This is a genomic window from Psychromonas sp. B3M02, assembly GCF_003318165.1.
Lineage (GTDB): Bacteria > Pseudomonadota > Gammaproteobacteria > Enterobacterales > Psychromonadaceae > Psychromonas.
Genome location: NZ_QOCB01000033.1, coordinates 13709 through 31159, shown reverse-complemented (window position 1 = coordinate 31159; position 17451 = coordinate 13709). Strand labels below are relative to the sequence as shown.

General features: G+C 39.6%; 17 protein-coding genes. 2 read left to right on the top strand and 15 right to left on the bottom strand.

Translation table 11 applies throughout. The features are described 5' to 3' along the window. Positions 1-181 precede the first annotated feature (181 nt). The 5 genes from DS885_RS04765 to DS885_RS04745 all read right to left on the bottom strand — a co-directional run bounded on the left by DS885_RS04765 (position 182) and on the right by DS885_RS04745 (position 4924). The gene (locus DS885_RS04765) at positions 182-769 is read right to left on the bottom strand and encodes an HD domain-containing protein (RefSeq protein ID WP_113818257.1); all 588 of its coding nucleotides are present in this window, start codon (positions 767-769) and stop codon (positions 182-184) included. 46 nt (positions 770-815) lie between these two features. Then, positions 816-2348, bottom strand: a complete 1533-nt coding sequence (locus DS885_RS04760) for a DHA2 family efflux MFS transporter permease subunit (RefSeq protein ID WP_113818256.1) — start codon at positions 2346-2348, stop codon at positions 816-818. Between the two features lie 8 nt (positions 2349-2356). Further along, positions 2357-3556, bottom strand: coding sequence for an efflux RND transporter periplasmic adaptor subunit (locus DS885_RS04755; protein ID WP_113818255.1), 1200 nt, complete (start codon positions 3554-3556; stop codon positions 2357-2359). Positions 3557-3631: 75 nt separating this feature from the next. Beyond that, the gene (locus DS885_RS04750) at positions 3632-4075 is read right to left on the bottom strand and encodes a MarR family transcriptional regulator (protein ID WP_113818254.1); all 444 of its coding nucleotides are present in this window, start codon (positions 4073-4075) and stop codon (positions 3632-3634) included. Between the two features lie 222 nt (positions 4076-4297). Continuing rightward, a complete protein-coding gene (locus DS885_RS04745; RefSeq protein WP_113818253.1) occupies positions 4298-4924 on the bottom strand; it encodes an HD domain-containing protein in 627 nt (208 codons plus the stop codon). A 219-nt stretch (positions 4925-5143) separates the two neighbouring features. Between DS885_RS04745 and DS885_RS04740 the strand changes: the two genes are divergently transcribed. Next, positions 5144-6343 carry a GGDEF domain-containing protein gene (locus DS885_RS04740; RefSeq protein WP_181817695.1) on the top strand — a complete coding sequence of 400 codons (1200 nt, stop codon included), beginning with the start codon at positions 5144-5146 and terminating at the stop codon, positions 6341-6343. 141 nt (positions 6344-6484) lie between these two features. Here the strand turns inward: DS885_RS04740 and DS885_RS04735 are convergent, their stop codons facing one another. The 3 genes from DS885_RS04735 to DS885_RS04725 all read right to left on the bottom strand — a co-directional run bounded on the left by DS885_RS04735 (position 6485) and on the right by DS885_RS04725 (position 9280). Beyond that, entirely contained in the window at positions 6485-7507 is a 1023-nt protein-coding gene (locus DS885_RS04735) for a sugar kinase (protein ID WP_113818251.1), read from the bottom strand. A 419-nt stretch (positions 7508-7926) separates the two neighbouring features. Beyond that, positions 7927-8853: a hypothetical protein gene (locus tag DS885_RS04730; protein ID WP_113818250.1), complete on the bottom strand. Its 927-nt coding sequence runs from the start codon at positions 8851-8853 to the stop codon at positions 7927-7929. A 100-nt stretch (positions 8854-8953) separates the two neighbouring features. Next, on the bottom strand, positions 8954-9280 hold the full coding sequence (locus DS885_RS04725) for a hypothetical protein (protein ID WP_113818249.1): 327 nt from the start codon (positions 9278-9280) through the stop codon (positions 8954-8956). Between the two features lie 370 nt (positions 9281-9650). On the opposite strand from DS885_RS04725, the gene DS885_RS04720 reads away from it, so the two are divergent. Continuing rightward, complete coding sequence (locus DS885_RS04720) at positions 9651-10493, top strand: phytanoyl-CoA dioxygenase family protein (RefSeq protein WP_113818248.1); 843 nt, start codon at positions 9651-9653, stop codon at positions 10491-10493. Between the two features lie 160 nt (positions 10494-10653). Here the strand turns inward: DS885_RS04720 and DS885_RS04715 are convergent, their stop codons facing one another. From DS885_RS04715 to DS885_RS04685, 7 genes are all read right to left on the bottom strand, one after another. Beyond that, positions 10654-10851, bottom strand: a complete 198-nt coding sequence (locus tag DS885_RS04715; RefSeq protein WP_113818247.1) for a hypothetical protein — start codon at positions 10849-10851, stop codon at positions 10654-10656. Positions 10852-10944: 93 nt separating this feature from the next. After that, on the bottom strand, positions 10945-11535 hold the full coding sequence (locus DS885_RS04710; protein ID WP_113818246.1) for a hypothetical protein: 591 nt from the start codon (positions 11533-11535) through the stop codon (positions 10945-10947). Beyond that, positions 11532-12725, bottom strand: coding sequence for a DUF3500 domain-containing protein (locus DS885_RS04705; protein WP_258546845.1), 1194 nt, complete (start codon positions 12723-12725; stop codon positions 11532-11534). The genes DS885_RS04710 and DS885_RS04705 overlap by 4 nt, the downstream gene beginning before the upstream one ends. A gap of 46 nt (positions 12726-12771) precedes the next feature. Then, positions 12772-13083, bottom strand: coding sequence for a hypothetical protein (locus DS885_RS04700; protein ID WP_113818245.1), 312 nt, complete (start codon positions 13081-13083; stop codon positions 12772-12774). A 17-nt stretch (positions 13084-13100) separates the two neighbouring features. Continuing rightward, positions 13101-13556 carry a DUF1499 domain-containing protein gene (locus DS885_RS04695; protein ID WP_113818244.1) on the bottom strand — a complete coding sequence of 152 codons (456 nt, stop codon included), beginning with the start codon at positions 13554-13556 and terminating at the stop codon, positions 13101-13103. Between the two features lie 89 nt (positions 13557-13645). Next, the gene (locus DS885_RS04690; protein WP_113818243.1) at positions 13646-15436 is read right to left on the bottom strand and encodes a DEAD/DEAH box helicase; all 1791 of its coding nucleotides are present in this window, start codon (positions 15434-15436) and stop codon (positions 13646-13648) included. Between the two features lie 113 nt (positions 15437-15549). Next, on the bottom strand, positions 15550-17409 hold the full coding sequence (locus DS885_RS04685; protein WP_113818242.1) for a TIGR00341 family protein: 1860 nt from the start codon (positions 17407-17409) through the stop codon (positions 15550-15552). Positions 17410-17451 lie beyond the last annotated feature (42 nt).

Sequence of the window (17451 nt, the reverse complement as noted above, 5' to 3'; positions counted from 1 at the left end):
TGAAGTAGGCAAAACGACAAACAACAATAACGCGGAGCAAGCGTGAAAGCTACCAAATAAGAACCGTTATAAAGAATGTTTAGGCATAAAAGGTTTAATACAGTAATGACTTAGCATTACTGTATTAAACGTGATGACTTAGCATTACTGTATTAAACGTGATGACTGAAAGGATGATCGACTATGTCAACCAGCCATTCGTCACGGCTAAGTCAGTTTGCTCAACAACATATTGCCACAACTTAGGCGCACTCTTTTCTAGGTAACTGTTTCGCGCTAATACTTGCGACTGACTAATCTTATGTTTTGCCCAGCTACCGCCCTGGTTATTCATGTTCTGTACCAGAGGTAAAATTCTATCCATACCTTTAGCAAATTGAGCATCATTACTTTCCGCTTGCTCAAATTCAAACCATAGACTTTTGTATTCTTGGTGTTGCGCTTCAGGTAATAAACCAAACAAACGTTGGGCTGCTTGCTCTTCTTTTAAGGCTTGTTGTTGATGATCTTTTGTTTCAGCAAAGGCAAAAAGATCACCCGCATCAATTTCAATAATATCGTGAATTAACAACATTTTAACCACACGAGTAATATCAATAGGCTGCTCTGCGTAACCTTGAAGTAATTGCGCTATCAAAGCGATATGCCAACTATGCTCTGCACTGTTTTCTTGGCGATCATTATCTTCTTTTACCGTGGTTTGGCGATATACGGCTTTTAATTTGTCAATCTCGATAATAAACGCTAATTGTTTCTGTAAATCTGTCATGTCTAGTTTCCGAATTAAAGGCTATTCATTGAATAACCTATTGAAATTAATGTCCGCCTGCTGGTTCAGGGGCTTTCGATGATTTAATAAACGGCCCTTTGGCAAACCACACCACCACAATTAATGCAAAGAAAAGCCAACCTAGCATATAAAAATAATCATTTAAGGACATCAAATAAGACTGCGAATTAGTTAAGGTATTCACGGCGGAAAGGTTAGTTTGTGTTGCCCCACCCATCTTATCTAAGTACTCCACAGCACCTGGATTATAAATACTAACATGCTCGGTTAAATTAGCATGATGGAAATCAGCGCGACGATTCCAAATCCAAGTGGTTAAGGAAGAGGCAAAACTTGATCCTAATACACGCAAGAAGGTGGTTAAACCAGATGCATCAGCCACTTGTTTATGGTCTAAGTTGGACAAAAAGATGGTGGTTAATGGCATAAACATAAAGGCAATACCAATCCCCATAAACAGTTGCACTTCAGCTACTGATGCAAAGTCTACAAAGCTGTTAAAATGAGCACGTAAGAAACATGACACCCCGATCACCACAAAGGAGATGCTGGCTAATAAACGCAGGTCTGTTTTATGAGCATAGTTACCAATTAAAGGCGCTAAAATAAGTGGGAGAATCCCCATTGGCGCAGAGGCTAATCCAGCCCAAATAGCCGTGTACCCCATGTAGATTTGCAACCACTGCGGCAAGATAACATTAATCGCAAAGAACGCCGCATAACTGACCACTAGCGCAATCGTACCAAAGGTATAGTTACGATCTTTAAACAAATAGAGATTCACAATTGGATTCTTTTCGGTTAACTCCCAAATAACAAAGGAGATTAACGCTATCACTGCGATAATGGTCATCACCACAATCTGTGTAGACTCAAACCAATCGGCATTATTACCGAGATCAAGCACGACTTGTAGCATACCTACGCCCAACACCAATAACGCAATACCAATAAAATCGATAGGCAATTTTGCGGTTGTATCAATACGCCCTTTTAGTTGTTGCCAAACAATCACACAACAAAAAATACCAATGGGAATATTAATAAAGAAGATCCAAGGCCATGAATAGTTATCGGTGATCCACCCACCTGTGATTGGACCAACAATCGGTGCAACGACAGTCACCATAGAGATCAACGCTAACGCAGCGCCACGTTTTACCGTAGGGAAAATCGCCAGTAATAAGGTTTGGCACATAGGAAACATAGGTCCAGCAAAGAAACCTTGCAGTGCACGGAAGGTAATCAACTCGGGCATACTCGTCGCAATACCACATAAAAAAGAGGTAAAGGTAAACAACGATACTGAGATAATAAATAACCGAAGCTGCCCAAAACGACGCGAAAGCCAACCGGTTAAAGGTAAAGCAATCGCATTACTCACCGCAAACGAAGTAATAATCCACGTACTTTGTTCTGAGCTCACGCCTAAGTTACCAGCAATGGTCGGCAAAGCAACGTTGGCAATGGTGCTATCTAACACCTGCATAAAAGTTGCCATCGCCAAGGCAATAGTCGCTAATACGACACTGGGTGGCGTATAAGTTTGATCCTGCATAAACGCCTCTACTTAGCTGCTGTTGAGCTAGTCTCAAGATTCTCTAGAAGGATTTTTGCCACCAGTTTATCAGCGTCTTTTAAAATATCTTGGTACACATTGGTATTATATTTCGCTTCAGTTTGTGGTGTTTGTTCAAGCACTTTACCGCTAGTATCTTGGATATCCACCTTAGCGACCATGGATAAACCGATGCGTAATGGGTACTGCTCTTGGTTATCAGGCTGTAAACGAATTTTCACCGGTAAACGCTGTACTATTTTAATCCAGTTGCCACTTGCATTTTGTGCCGGTAAAAGCGAAAACGCACTCCCCGTACCAATCCCTAAACTTTCAATTTCACCTTTATACTCAACCTCTTCCCCATACAGATCAGAGGTTAAGGTTACAGGTTGGCCAATACGCATATCTTTCATTTGGCTTTCTTTAAAGTTCGCATCAACCCAAACTTGATGTAACGGTACAATCACCATTAATTGGCTGCTTGGTTGTACTCGACTCCCTAACTGCACTGAACGTTTAGCCACATAACCACTGATCGGAGCAACGATTTGAGTACGCATATAACTCAGATAACTTTTACGTACACCCGCGACCGCGGCTTTGATTGCAGGATGTGTTTCTATCACGGTATTGTCCACCAGCGAGGTCGACATTTTAAACTCTTGCTGTGCGGCAATATATTGACTCTTAGTGGTATCCACTTGGTCACTGTAATGCGTTAAATCTTCTTCTGAGATCGCACCAGATTTAACAATAATTTGGCGACGTTTATAGTCATTAATCGCCTGGTTGTATCCCACCTTACTAGTGTCTAATTTCGCTTTGGTATAATCAGACATAGCAAATAAACTACGCACCTGTCGTACCGCAACACCTAATTTAGCTTCCGCTTCTTGCAAAGCCACCTTGGCATCACTGTTGTCTAAACTGACCAACACTTGACCTTTTTCTACATAATCACCTTCATCAACCACCACTTTACTGACAGTACCAGAGATCTCAGGGGATAAAGTCACTAAATCACCATCTACATAAGCATCATCCGTTTCCTGTGAAAACTTGCCATATAATTGATAGTAGGCAAACCAACCACCACCTATGACTAACAAAATAAGAAATAGAATTAGAAAAGAGGTTTTGCGTTTGCTTCTGCTTGGATTGCTGTCAGTATTATGTTCAGTACTGCTTGTTTGGTTATTGTCCATATTGCTTTGCTCATTATGTTAATAATATAAAAGAAACAACTTAACTAGCTATGTCAAAGTAAGAGTAATAGGTACTTAGACTTCTGTTGTGGGTAATAAGCGCATTAATAATGCACTCAACTGCTCTACCTCTTGTGTCGAAAGATCACCCAGTAATTGGGGGGCGACATGACCTTCGATTGTCACTATACACTGTTCCAATAAAGACTCACCGGTAGCACTTAAGTTCAGCAGCACACCGCGTTTATCTTCAGGGTTTGGTTGTTTTTCGATGAAAGACTTTTTGACTAGGCGATCCACCATCCGAGTCATCGAACCTGCATCAATATTAAGGTATTTACTGATATCTACAGGCGAACTCATTTCATAATAGTGAATAGCGACCAGCACTTTAAATTGTGCAGAACTGACACCAATCGGCGCTAAATAATGATTGAATAACTTCTCTTTATGAAGGTTTGTTAAACCAATAAGTTTAGCTAAACCGATTCCAGGGGAGTTTGGTTGAGTAGTTAACATGAACACCTCTTTAGAATATAAACACGTTATTTGCCTAGGCAAGTAATTGTATGTGAAAATTAACTGCCTAGGCAAGTAATTTAAATATTTATACACTAAAAAATAAAATGAGCGCGGTCAAAAACGGAGAAAAAAGCGAAAGTAACAAAAGAGAAAACGCATCTTCCCCCTTGTTTTTAAAGTTACTTTTATTCTTCTAGGAAGCAAAGAACTTAAGTCACTCTAAAGCTCTAGCGCAAGCTGTGCTAAATACCCTTTCATCCATTGAGTTCGTTGTTGCGCAATTGTCTTGCCCATTTCAGTATGCATCGTCTTCGATAATTTAAGCAACTTGGTGTAAAAGTGATCAATAGTGAATTGTTGATCGTCTAACGTACGTTGTTCTGCAAAAGCATCTGATGCTGAATATAACGGTCGCTGCAATTGACTACTCACTTGAATACAACGCGCCACCCCAATCGCACCTAACGCATCTAAACGATCGGCATCTTGTACTATTTTAGCTTCAAGGCTTTCAGCCTTGATACCACCGCTCACACTATGTGCAGCAATCGCATGATGAATAGCTAATAAGTATTGCTCTGGATAATCTATGCTGCGTAAAAAAACAATCGCTTTATCTGCAGCGTGTAAGGAACTTAAGGTGCGTAAGGCATGATTTTTAGGGTAGCTTAAGCAGTCATGTAACCAAGCCGCAGGTAATACAACATTTAATTCGGCATGTTCACTTTCTGCTATCTCAGTGGCTAGCTTCACCACGCGCTGAACATGTAAAAGATCATGAGCTAAATCGGTCTTCATATGTTCAACAATAAACGCCTGGCATTGCTCTTGGTATTGACTAAACATCTTATTTCTCTGTGATAAGCATAATGGATAGAAAATGTTACGTGTTTATGATTAAAAGTAAAAGCAACTTCTCGTTTCCACACCACTTAAAACTACCCTAAAGAGGTAATATCGTTTATATTTATAATACATATATTATTGATGACTTTAATGCCTCCAAATGAACTATTATATATAAACTTATCAATTCAGTGTCATCATGACTGGAAAGGCTGCAATGTGAAAAAAAATGAAGAAAAACTAACAGGACAGGTTAACTGTTTAACTCCCTTGTGCAGCATAATCATTTTGGCTATCGCATCTTTTTCTGCCATTTCAATTTATTATTACCTATCTCAATTACATCGAGAAGCAATTGTTTCAGATGCAACAAACGAAGGTGGCTTAGTGATTAAGCTTAGCCAAGGTTTTGTACGTGCCTATTCAGACTTTGAAGCACAATATGCGAGTGGAAAGCTCCCTAATCCAGCCATTTTCAGACGACATGCTTTACAACTCACCGATTTAAACTCGCTTTTTGGAGGCTCTCTATTTTCAGAAGTGGTCGGCTTTCCGGGTAAAGCAATCAGGCTAGAGCCCACCGATGATCTCATGCACGAACAGCTGTTAATGTTACAAACAGATCAAGTTAAAAGTATGAAAACAACTATTTTTACACGCAATGGAGATACCATACTTCGTTCAATTTGGCCATTTTATGCAACAGATAACACCTGCATAAATTGCCATAATAAAGTCTTAGGTTTAATGGGGTCAGAACAATGGAAAATAGGTGACTTAATGGGGGCTCAGGTTGTTGAAAAGAATATTCAACAAGCACTAAAAAAGTCTCACAATGAAACGCTCTTCGTCAGTTTTTTAGTCTTTTTAACTGTCATTGCTGTTATTTATTGCCTTATCTTCGTTAGACATCAAATTTTATTAACTAAACAACTTAAAACCTTGGCTAACACCGATCCAATGACCGGCTGCATGAACCGACGGGAAATGTATAACAAAATAGATAAAATACAAGGGAATGTGACAGGTGCAATCCTTATCTTGGATATAGATAAGTTTAAGAAAGTGAATGATAATTATGGGCATGCAGCTGGTGACGCTGTGATTCAGTCCGTTGCTAAGTGCATTAAATCAGTGACCCGCGAAACCGATTGGACAGCGAGGATTGGTGGTGAAGAGTTTCTGATTTGGTTACACCATGCATCACAACAACAGGCAGAAAAAATTGCAGAGAACATTCGTGAACAAATTGAATTAGTAGTGATAGAGTTCGAAGAAAAGACCATTCAATGTACTGCCAGTATCGGACTATATGCATTTGAAGATGCGTCCCCTGAGCAATTTACTACTTGGTTTAGTACTGCCGATACATTACTGTACAAAGCAAAATCTAAGGGCAGAAATAACGTTGTCAGTTAATGTTATAGCAATTGCATTAAATAAGTGTTCTCAATTTTGCGCAGGCTGAAGTGGCTCAGTGGATAGCCATTAAGGTTGAGATTAAGATTAAAACGTAGCACCTATTAATATTTTAAGTTTAACAGGCGCTGCTGTTAGTGCTTAACGACTTAACCGAGCATTACTGCCCTTTTGCATCGCAGTACGAATCTCTGACTCAGTGACCAGATTTAAATCACCGCTAATAGATAATTTTAAAACACTTGCCGCAATAGCAAACTCGATAGTTTCTTGCGCTTCAAGCTTATTAACCAACCCATGTAATAAACCAGCACCAAAGGCATCACCTGCAGCCACACCTTCCATCACATTCACGTTATGTATTGGTGTGTCATAGAACTGCTCATCTTGGTATAAAATAGCCATCCAATCGCTTTGTTCAACGGAATTAATATTACGTAAAACACTCGCAACCACTTTACAATTTGGGTAGCGTCTCGTGACCTCTTTCATCCCTTCACGGAAATCGTCTATTTGCTCAATACCATGTGACAGGTCACCATCAAAGGCTTTAATACCCAGCATTGCTTCAAAATCTTCATCGTTTGCAATACAAACATCAACAAATGGCATTAGCTCATGCATCACAATTTGAGCTTGTTCGGGCTTCCACATTTTACCGCGATAATTTAGGTCACATACGACTTGAATGTGATTGGCTTTACAGAAATCTAATGCGCTTTTTAATGCCGTTTCTAATGCTTTAGAAATGGCCGGTGTAATGCCTGAGAAATAAAACACTTCTACGTCTTTTAAAAGCACAGCCCAATCGAATTCATCACTTTCAGCCTCCGCAATCGCACTACCAGCACGATCATAAACAACGCCAGTACCACGCGCACCGTTGCCTTTTTCAAAGAAATATAAGCCCAATCTTGAACCGCCGCGTAAGGAACGGCTTGTATCGACACCAAACTTTCTTAATGTACCCACGGCAGCTTCCCCTAATGGATTGTCAGGAAACTTAGATAGATAAGCAGCATCATGTCCCAATTGCGCAAGAGACACAGCAACATTTGCTTCAGCGCCACCGTAGGCGGCCTCAAAAGTGTTAGTTTGTAAAATACGTTCAAATGCAACTGGTTTTAGACGTAACATCATTTCGCCAAATGTTAATATTTTCATTATTTCCCCTAGAGTTCGTAGTGTCAGTGTTAACTAAAGATCAACGCATTGCCTATTTGTATTATATTAATATAAATTAAAACTTTCATTGAGGAAAATCAACAACAGTGTTTTTATTTTTATCGTAAGGAGAAGGTGAGAAGAAGGTAAAAGGTAGAAGGTAAAAGGGAAAAGGTAAACTAGCCTTTTACAAAACTAAAATAAGTAAGGTCTACTAAAGATTATCGATACAAGAAAAGCTAAGTAGCCCTCCATAACAAGATAGATTGATGAGTCACTAACAGAGCAATTTCTGAGTGATAATATTTGATGCTATAAATCCTACAAAAATATAGCGCCGTATTAGGTGTGAGCTGCGCTTGGCTATACTTGAGCGAAGCGAAAGTGCCAAGCGTTGCGAATCACTTTAAAATACTTTGCTAGCACTCTGACTCGTATTCTTTGTCGATATCTTTGGCGATTTCTATAAGTTCATCGAACTGCTTCTCGACAAAGCTAGCAAATATATAAGCGTCTTTTTCATTGAATGTTGATTCACCGTCAAAGTAGAGGTCTAATTGTTGAAGAGGATACTCTAACTGTTCATAGTGAAAGTTAACTGAATCATAAATCCCCCACTCAGAACGTGATTCAAGAGCATTTTTAAAACTTTCTAATACCTGAGACACCGTAGTCAAATTAACTTTACCCAATGCAAATGATTGTCTCGTATATGTAGCCTCATAAATTTTGCCTAAGTGATAACTCAATGTTTGAGGGAATGAGTCTTCAAGTTTATTGTCTTTGTGCATTAATCTATGCTCCATTTCTTGCTTTTTAATTTCATCTACAACTTGCTCTAATAGTTCAGCAATATATTTCCCTTGAATTTCTAATAACGAAGGGATGCTAACGGTTGTAAACTTAGGTTCTGATGAATTAGAGAATGATGTCACCATTTTGAAGCTGACGGCACTCAAAGAGAAGCGAGATATAAAACAAGACTTATGCGCTCCATTTTCTTTTTGAGATGTAGGGTGCCCCGCAGCACTATTTCGTATAATTCGAATTTCGTCTAATTGCATAGGACGCTTTATGTTTTTCAGCCCTAATGCGTCAGCAATATGTTTTGCAGCATCTTGCTGCAACAATAAGGTTTGTAAAATACCATAAACTAGAAGATAACTTGCTCCGTCACTCCGTGTTGAACATAAATTAGGGTATTCTTCTATTGCCAGCTCAGTATCACCTACAAGATCAAGCGCTGAACACAATTTGTTCCAGTTTGCTTTATTCCCCATGATTTGAAACTGCCGCCTAGACGCATTGATGTAGTCTCTAATTTCTAACTCTAACTTCCGAACCATACTCCCTCCTGATGAATTAATGAGAATGCTAACGCCCGCTTAAACTTAGGATGAACATGTGCCATGTTTGAGCGTTAGCGAATCAGGTTTAAAGCGTTTGTTATATTTTATTGTTTAATAGCTCTGATTTTAATTGTTCAAGCTGCTCGCTTACATGCCTATGCTTTTTCTGATAATCCGCAGCGGCAACAAAACATGTTTCAGTATATCCATCACTTACCTTACTATTTTTCCAATCTAACCACGTTTTCGAATTTTCGTACTCTGTTTGTTGAAGCTTGGAGTAGTGCTGCTTTAGAGTAAGAAGAGTATTCATTCTCGCAATATTATTTGCGCTTTTTGCTACTTTCCAAGTCCTCCTTGCGTAAATCGCCGATAACAAAGCGAATAAGGATGCAATGATTGCAACGTATTCTGAAGTTTCCAATTTTGCCTCTCAGTCGACTCTAGTAAGAAAAAAATATAACAATTTATTAAACCGAAAAATTCCATATTTCAGGTGGAAATACGGAATGGTTTAATTTGTTAAAATTAGCATAAAAATGCCTTTCTTATACATAAAATCAAACAATTAATAATTTTAGTGAAATTATTATCATAAAGATACGTGAAAAAAGCCCTTCCCCACAACAGAAACATTGAATTTCAATCTTCCCTCACCTCTATACACACTCTATATTCCTAAGAAGAAAAATAGATATGATATTTTTTCAATGTTATTAATGAAAACAGCCAGCTATAGTGCTAGTTGTAGTACCAATTATAATAATTCGTTTATTGCTAAAAAGGGAGTTGGCATGTTATCTGAAGAACAAGTTACACATTATGAGCAACAGGGTTTTATTGTCTTAGCGTCACTATTTTCAGATAAGCAAATTCAAGCCATTAAACAGCAAGCTAACAAATTAGTCATGCAGTGGGCAGAAGATAGCCCAGAGCATGTGTTTACCACTAGAGATAATGACCGCAGTGATAACAACTACTTTTTAGATTCCGCAGAGAAAATAAGATGTTTCTTTGAAGAAGAGGCATTTAACGAACAAGTTCAGTTAGTGCAAGATCGTGCGTTATGTATTAATAAAATTGGCCACGCATTACATCAACTTGATCCGGTTTTTAGCGAGTTTAGCCATCAAAAAATATTGGGTGAAATTGTGGCAGACCTTGGCATGGTATCCCCACAAATTCGCCAATCTATGTATATCTTTAAACAACCCAATATTGGCGGTGAGGTTAATTGGCACCAAGATGCGAGCTTTTTTTATACTACGCCACAAAGTGTTATTACCCTATGGTTTGCTATTGAAGATGCCACCCTTGAAAACGGCTGTTTATGGGTCGAGCCTGCCGGTCATTTAGGGCCACTTCGTGAGCGTTTTAACTTAGATGGTACACAAACGACTATGGTAAGTTTAGATGAAACACCTTGGCCAACGGAGCAAAGTGGAAAAAGTGTTGAAGTCAAAGCAGGGAGTTTAGTGGTTTTTCAAGGGCGCTTACCGCATTACAGCGCACCGAATCGGTCTGCAACATCTCGACAAGCATTTACTTTACATGTCACAGATGGTGAAAGTGACTATGCGCCAGAAAACTGGTTACAGGCAAAGACGTTGCCGTTGCGAGGCTTTAATAACCTATAGCCTTTTAGCTAAGTAGTTTACCACCTATCCCTTCGCCCTTTAGACCTTTACCGGGCTCAATGATATAGAACTGGCTGGTAGGCGGATTATTTGAATTAATGAAGTAGAGAGCATTACAGCTCTCTTATTTACTTCATTTCAAGCACAACCCATGAGTTGGTTATTTATCTTTTCCAGAGGTCATATTATTAATGGTGACCGCTAAAATCACGCCCAGTAATACGACCACTAATGTAGATAATGCACGCCATACCAAACCACTATCACCAATGTATCCCCAAATCCCTAAAACAGAAACGGTGGTCCCCAGTAGGATACAGATGATGCCTATAATTAATGCTATTTTGTTAACGTTCATGCTTACCTTCTCTTTTTTATTATTATTTTTAGTGGAATATTATCTATCGCTTTAACTCACTTTATTCACTCACAAACTAGTTAGCTCAATTCGTTAGTGATTTAAATGATGAAGCACTGGTTTCCCGTGCAACTTCTTGAACCCAAAGTTAGATAATGTAGTTAAGCTATTATCCGCTTCTTGCCAGTAGACCGTTGCCCTGTGATTTCGGACTTCATGCATGATGACATCGTAACTTAAGCGCAATGGAAACGAACTAGTTTGTTGCAATTTTGCCGTTAACTCGACAACCAAAGAGCGAAAATACCCGAGATGGTCATGGTAAACCACATCTATTTCCGCTTGTTGAGGGAGCAGCGTTAACTGTTTCGTTCCACTTAAGATAAACATATGCGCTTGCAAGTAGGTATTCAATTGCTTTAATGATTTCTCTGGTAGCTTTTGCTCATCCTCAAGTTCCATTAACCCTTCAAGTTCAGGTGCTGCGATAATAAGATCTTCTAAAGGGAAACTAATCGCTATGGTTAACGTATCATTCTGAGCTTCTGATAAGGTTAACACGCTCCCTGGAAGTGAATGAGCCTGTACTGTTGGTGCACTGAGTAAACACAACAATACAAGTAAACTCACTTGCATAGTTGTGTTTAACTTATCCTGTGCAAGCAATAACTTCGCAAATATCATTCCGTTTGGCCGCCGTAATCATCGGTTTTATCTCGCCATACTGAGTGTGGGTGATTGCCTTTTTCGTTGGTTGATTTATTAGATTGTAAAGAAAACTCAATCCATAGCGAAGGCCCATCAACACGTACATAGTCATCTTCACTGTTTAAATCAGTTGTACCTGAATACCCAATCACAGTATCGTCGAGTTCTTCACGGTATTTATCCATATATTTTTTAGCATCGATGGCATTGATATCTTCAACATAGGTGGCAATCGCTTTCAGTAACAATACTTTTTGCGTGTTAGTGAGTTGACTAACACTTAATCCTTCCTGCTCTTCAGGAATAGCATCATCGGCCTGCGGGCCAGCTAAAATATCGCGATAAGTCCCTTCTAGTTTAGCCTGTTTTAATTGTTCTGGCGTCAAAGCATTAAGCAACGCGGCAAAAGTATCTCTCTCTTGTAGCATCGGAATATTAGTTCGTCCATTCATTTCAAAGGCATGAAAAGGTTCTATTCCTCTAAATGAAGGCGTCGCGCCAATCAATTCCCCCTCTTTGTATGTATTTGAGAAAGCTAAGTGATGTCCCCCATAATATAGCTCCCAAAGACCCGTTTGAGACGGTGTCCCTAAGAAAGCTATTTTAGCGTTGAATGATGAATAACCGGCTTTATAATCATCACTGACTGTGCCGATATAATCATCAGCATTAAGGGTTTGTAGCAATTCATCAAAGCCTTCATTTTCTTTTAGTCCTGCGGCTTCCATTAGAATGGCTTTAACCACACCACGTTGCTCAACTTTTAGTTCGCCTAAAAAGACACCAGGACGAGAAGGAAATGCACCCGCTGGAAGATTGCTCCACTTTTTGGCTTCAGCAACAGAGTAGTCTAATTGCATTAATGCTAATACTTCATCAGAGACACTTGATTTCAATATTTCAATTAAACACAGTAAACGTGGCACTCCTGGCTCATCTCCACAGGTATCTACCGACTCAGGAATGGCAATGGACCCCATCAGTGTGCTTGTATCTCCTAAGCGAGCTTGGATGGCTGCATTTTCAGCGGTATCAGCTGGCGAAGGAGGATGACCAGGACCAGGGCCCTGTTGATGCTCAGACTCAGCATGGACTAAAGGATGGCTTAGCACGGCCGTTAGTAAGGCTGCTCCTATCATTGATAAAGTCGATATCTTTTTACTCATGTGTTTCTCCAATGAAAATGCTCAATAGGTGATGTAGGCAATACAATTAAACAATATATTTTTCAGCTAGTTGCATGACTAATTCAGTAGTGATTGCTGATAGCTGATATTGATCAATAAAGGTAAAGGCTTCGGTACCTGCTTCTCCTGTGCCTACTCCAACAACGTCAGGGTGTGCATCCAAGATAATAAACATCAACTTTACGTTGCGTTTAATATTATTAATGGTCACGGCATTTGACGCTTGTAAACTTTGCTCTAATAACCCAACCGTACTTGATAGGTCTGGGTATTTTTCTATTAACAAGTCGTTTGTCTCTGCCACTAACGTTAATAGTTGTTCAATATTTTTATCCAAGATAATTCCTTTTGCTCTTATTGGTCAGCTAATAACGCCTTAAGTTGCTCAATACGTTTTTTATTTGCGCCAAAGTCTTTACGCCCTACACGCGAAGAAGACCTGAAGTGCAATTGTTGATCATCAGTTACTCTGAACTCTACATCATCCACAAAACCAAACACTCCCGATGTAAAAGTACTAGCGATATACGATGAATCAGATGTTACGACTTCGCCGCCCATGGAGTTAATGGCCGTTGTGAGCCTATCTATAAAGACTGGTTTGGGCTCGCTAAAAGATAAGGGCTCAATAGTCGCAGCTTGGTTATCAATCACTTCACTGATCACACAGTTATCAGTACTCATGCAAGCTTGTAAACGCCCCTCTTTTAGCCCTAATGCTTGGCCTTTTTTAGACATTATTCCCATGACAAAAAATGCAATGACAATGATTACAGCAATCGCGATCAGGATATAAAGTAACTTATTCATAATATTAACCTTATTTAATATGTTTCAATTTCAATATGCTTTAAGTTCAATATGTACACGAGTGCCTTAAAGATCAAACCTATGCTTTTTTAGGATTCTATTTGTTCTAATATTTCAACGGCTTTAGGAAACTGCTCTATATTGAACAATTTATCCCTTACCTGCCAAAATCGTCCAACTTTATGAGCAATAACAATCTCGGGGGCTTGCAACCTATGTTCATTTTGAATCACTTTGGTTACCGAAGAATCAGTAAAAGGACGAAAACGATCAATTAAGTGTGGCTGAATAAAGCGCTGCAAAAATATCGCTTTTTGCTTTGCGGTGGTTAATTGCCAAAACTCACTTATTTGCCCCTGCCCACCATGGTAGGTTACCTTTAATTGGTTTTTACCATGTTTATTTTTAGTGCCTTCTAACTGCATTTCATCACAACGAATAATCATGGCATCTTTTAATTTTAATGCTTCACGTAGTTTTTTGTCTGGATCAACTAGTACCGCCTCACAGTGTCCGCACACTCGTGCTGCAATATCATTATCTAAACCACATTGGTCACAAAATTTAGCTCGAAATCGATAGTCACAATGCACGCGCTCCTCAAACTTATTACCTTGCTCATCTTCGGTTATTTTTAAAGAGTAGCCTTGGCATTTTCGCCCATAATGCTCAATAACAAAACCTGCTGGATCCACTTTTCCCCAAAAGTTATTATTAAACTGACAAGCTGGGCAAGGAATAGTCACAATCTCACTACCACTCTCTGGCTTTTCTTGCCCTACTTCTGGCTGATATAGGTCATAACAGTTTCCGGCAAACTCCATCACCAAACAATCTGTTTTACCTTCCGATAAGCGCAATCCTCGCCCGACAATTTGTTGATATAAACTAATTGATTCAGTAGGTCGTAAAATCGCAATGAGGTCGACATGTGGCGCATCAAACCCTGTTGTTAACACAGAGACATTGACTAAGTACTTAATTTTTTTAAGTTTAAAGTCTTGGATTATTTGATCACGATCTTTACTGGCGGTATCGCCAATAATCAAAGCGGCACTTTGCTCTGATAAATAGCCCATGATCTCTTCAGCATGTTTCACTGTTGACGCAAAAATCATGACCCCTTGGCGATCTGCTGCATGTTCGATCACTGATTTAATAATTTCAGGTGTGGCTCGACCGGACTTCTCAATCACTTTGTTTAAATCAGCTTCTTTATAAGAGCCCGTATTAGCTGGGGAGATTTGTGAGAAGTCATAGCTTAATACCGCCATGTCCATCACTTTCGGTTCAGTTAAAAACTTTTCATCTAATAAAAAGCGAATAGGTAAATCAAAGATACAATCACGAAAAAAGCGAGGAGCTTCGCTACGGACTTGGCCACGTGTATGGTATTGATAAATCCAGCCTAAACCTAATCGATAGGGAGTAGCAGTTAACCCTAACACCTTTAAGTTTGGGTTGATGGCTTGTAAGTGTTTAATCACTTTTTGATAGCTTGAGTCACCCTGCATAGGCACTCGATGGCATTCATCAATGACTAATAATGAGAACGCATCATCAAATAAATCTAGGTTATTTACAATCGACTGGACCGATGCAAAGACCACTTGCTGCGAGGTTTCTTTACGCCCAAGACCTGCTGAAAAGATAGAAGCTTCGACTCCATAACTTTCATATTTAGCATGGTTTTGTTCTACTAACTCTTTAACGTGAGCAAGTACTAACACACGTCCTTTGGCTATTCTTGCAAGCTCTGCAATAATCAGGCTCTTACCTGCACCGGTAGATAAAGCCAACACAGCTGGCGAACTAAAGCGCCGAAAATAATGCAAGGTCGCATTGACAGCATCTTGTTGATAAGGACGAAGCGTAAACATAAAGAACCGTTATAAATCCATTAATAAAACGTAAATAAAAGAACAGTTTAACATGTTTCATTGTCCTTTTAATTAACTGCCATTAGCCCAACAAAGTGAGTGATCACTCACTTCTATTCTCTACGAATAACCACTTGTGCTTCCATGACTACTTTTTGTTGTAACTGCGATTCGATGCTGCTTTTAATTTTATCCAGTTTTTCACTGTTTAAAGTCTCTGGCGTAACAATTTTTAATGATATTTCAGTAGGCTCAAGTGCGCGAGCATACACTTCTCGGAGTACCACTTGCCCTATTTCTTTGCCTTCCAGCTGTTGCATTATTTTAGCCTCTTGCGATAAACGTAAGAAACTAAACACCAAAGGAATAGATACTAACGCCACACCGATAAAGGCGATCATCAAACCTTTTTTAGCGCGAGTAAAGGGGGCAAAACCCAGTGCTAAGAAAGTTAACGCTGCTGCAAATACAATTCCAGCCAAGTTGGTAAGAAACAATAACAAAGCGCCCCAAGCTACGTGTGAATCCATCCAACCAATACCAATCCCTGTTACCGATAGAGGAGGCACTAAGGCTACGGCAATTGCTACTCCGGCTAAACTCTTCGCAGCATCTACTCGGGCATGTGCATACGCACCTGCAATACCGGAAATAACCGCGACGCCTAAATCTAATAGGCTTGGGCTTAATCGCGCTGCTATTTCTGGTGTCGTGATCTCCATAGGAATAATAAAACTAGCTGCTGAAGAAAACCCTAACGACACCAATATACCAATGCCTAAGGTTCTTGCACTGGCCGTTAATAGCGAAGGATCTTGTCGCGCCATGGCCATGGATAATGAGATAATCGGCCCCATTAACGGCGCTAAAATCATCGCGCCAATAATGACGGGAGCGGAGCTGGCAAATAGCCCAACACTCGCTAATAAGGTTGATAACCCCATCAAGGTTAAGAAAGCAGAAGACGCCGTCGCGTTGTCTCTTAATAGTTGATATAAATCTTTAAATTCATCAGTTGCCGCATGAGCAATAAACGCCAATGGCTTAGAAGCGATTTCAGAGACTGCCCCACCTGATGGTAAACGCGTGGTTTTAACCTGCTCTTTTTTGGCACTTGAAGCATCGATTATCGGTAATGACTCACCTACTAGTAATGCTAATTGCTCTGGCTGAGTTTCAATGGCTAGCGTGTCAGCGTCATGCGTTTGGCCATCCATTGAATATTCAAACTTATCGCCATTGGTAATAGTCAACGCGGTGGTTTTGATTAACCCTAAAAAATTCGGTAAAGAATAATATTTAATGACTGAGGTCATGATAAAGAAACGCAATAATTCCATCACACTCCGAGGAGCAATAATCATGGCATGACACATACCATCGTTAATATGGCTATTAGGTAAAATATGTTTTGATAACCAAGAGTCATGCACATGCCCAGCAATCACCACGCCTAAGGCAGCAGTGGTTACTGTCGTTTCATTGGCAGTGATAAAGGTCATCTTTTTAGGACAAGCTTGACGGATTTTAGTGATGTTATGCCAGCCTAGTTTAACTCTATCTGTAAAACCTAAGCTTTTAGCGGTAGGAATCAGATTAAAGCTTTCCCCTAACACCAGTGAAGATAAGAGAATTTGATCATTACAGCGAACGATATCAACTTGTTTTACCTCGCTTTTTTCAGCATCTTGAATCGCTTTTTTAAGGCTACTTTGAGCACAAAATCCACGTTTAGCATATAAAGCACCAGGGTGAGGTAAAATAGCCAGATGCCAGCCTCCTGCAATGGCTGCTTCAATCACTGCTGGCACTTGCTGATCGTTAAGATAAGCATAAACACGTGAACCTTCAGCAAAAGTTAAGGCTTGATCTTCCCATGCTCGAGGCAAAATACTTTCTTCAAAATAGGGTAACACATCATCAGCAAGCAGATCTTTTTGTTCGATATCAAAAAGCAGGAAACTATCGGCCATTTTGTATTCTCATTGAAACTGTTGATAAAAATACAGTATGCG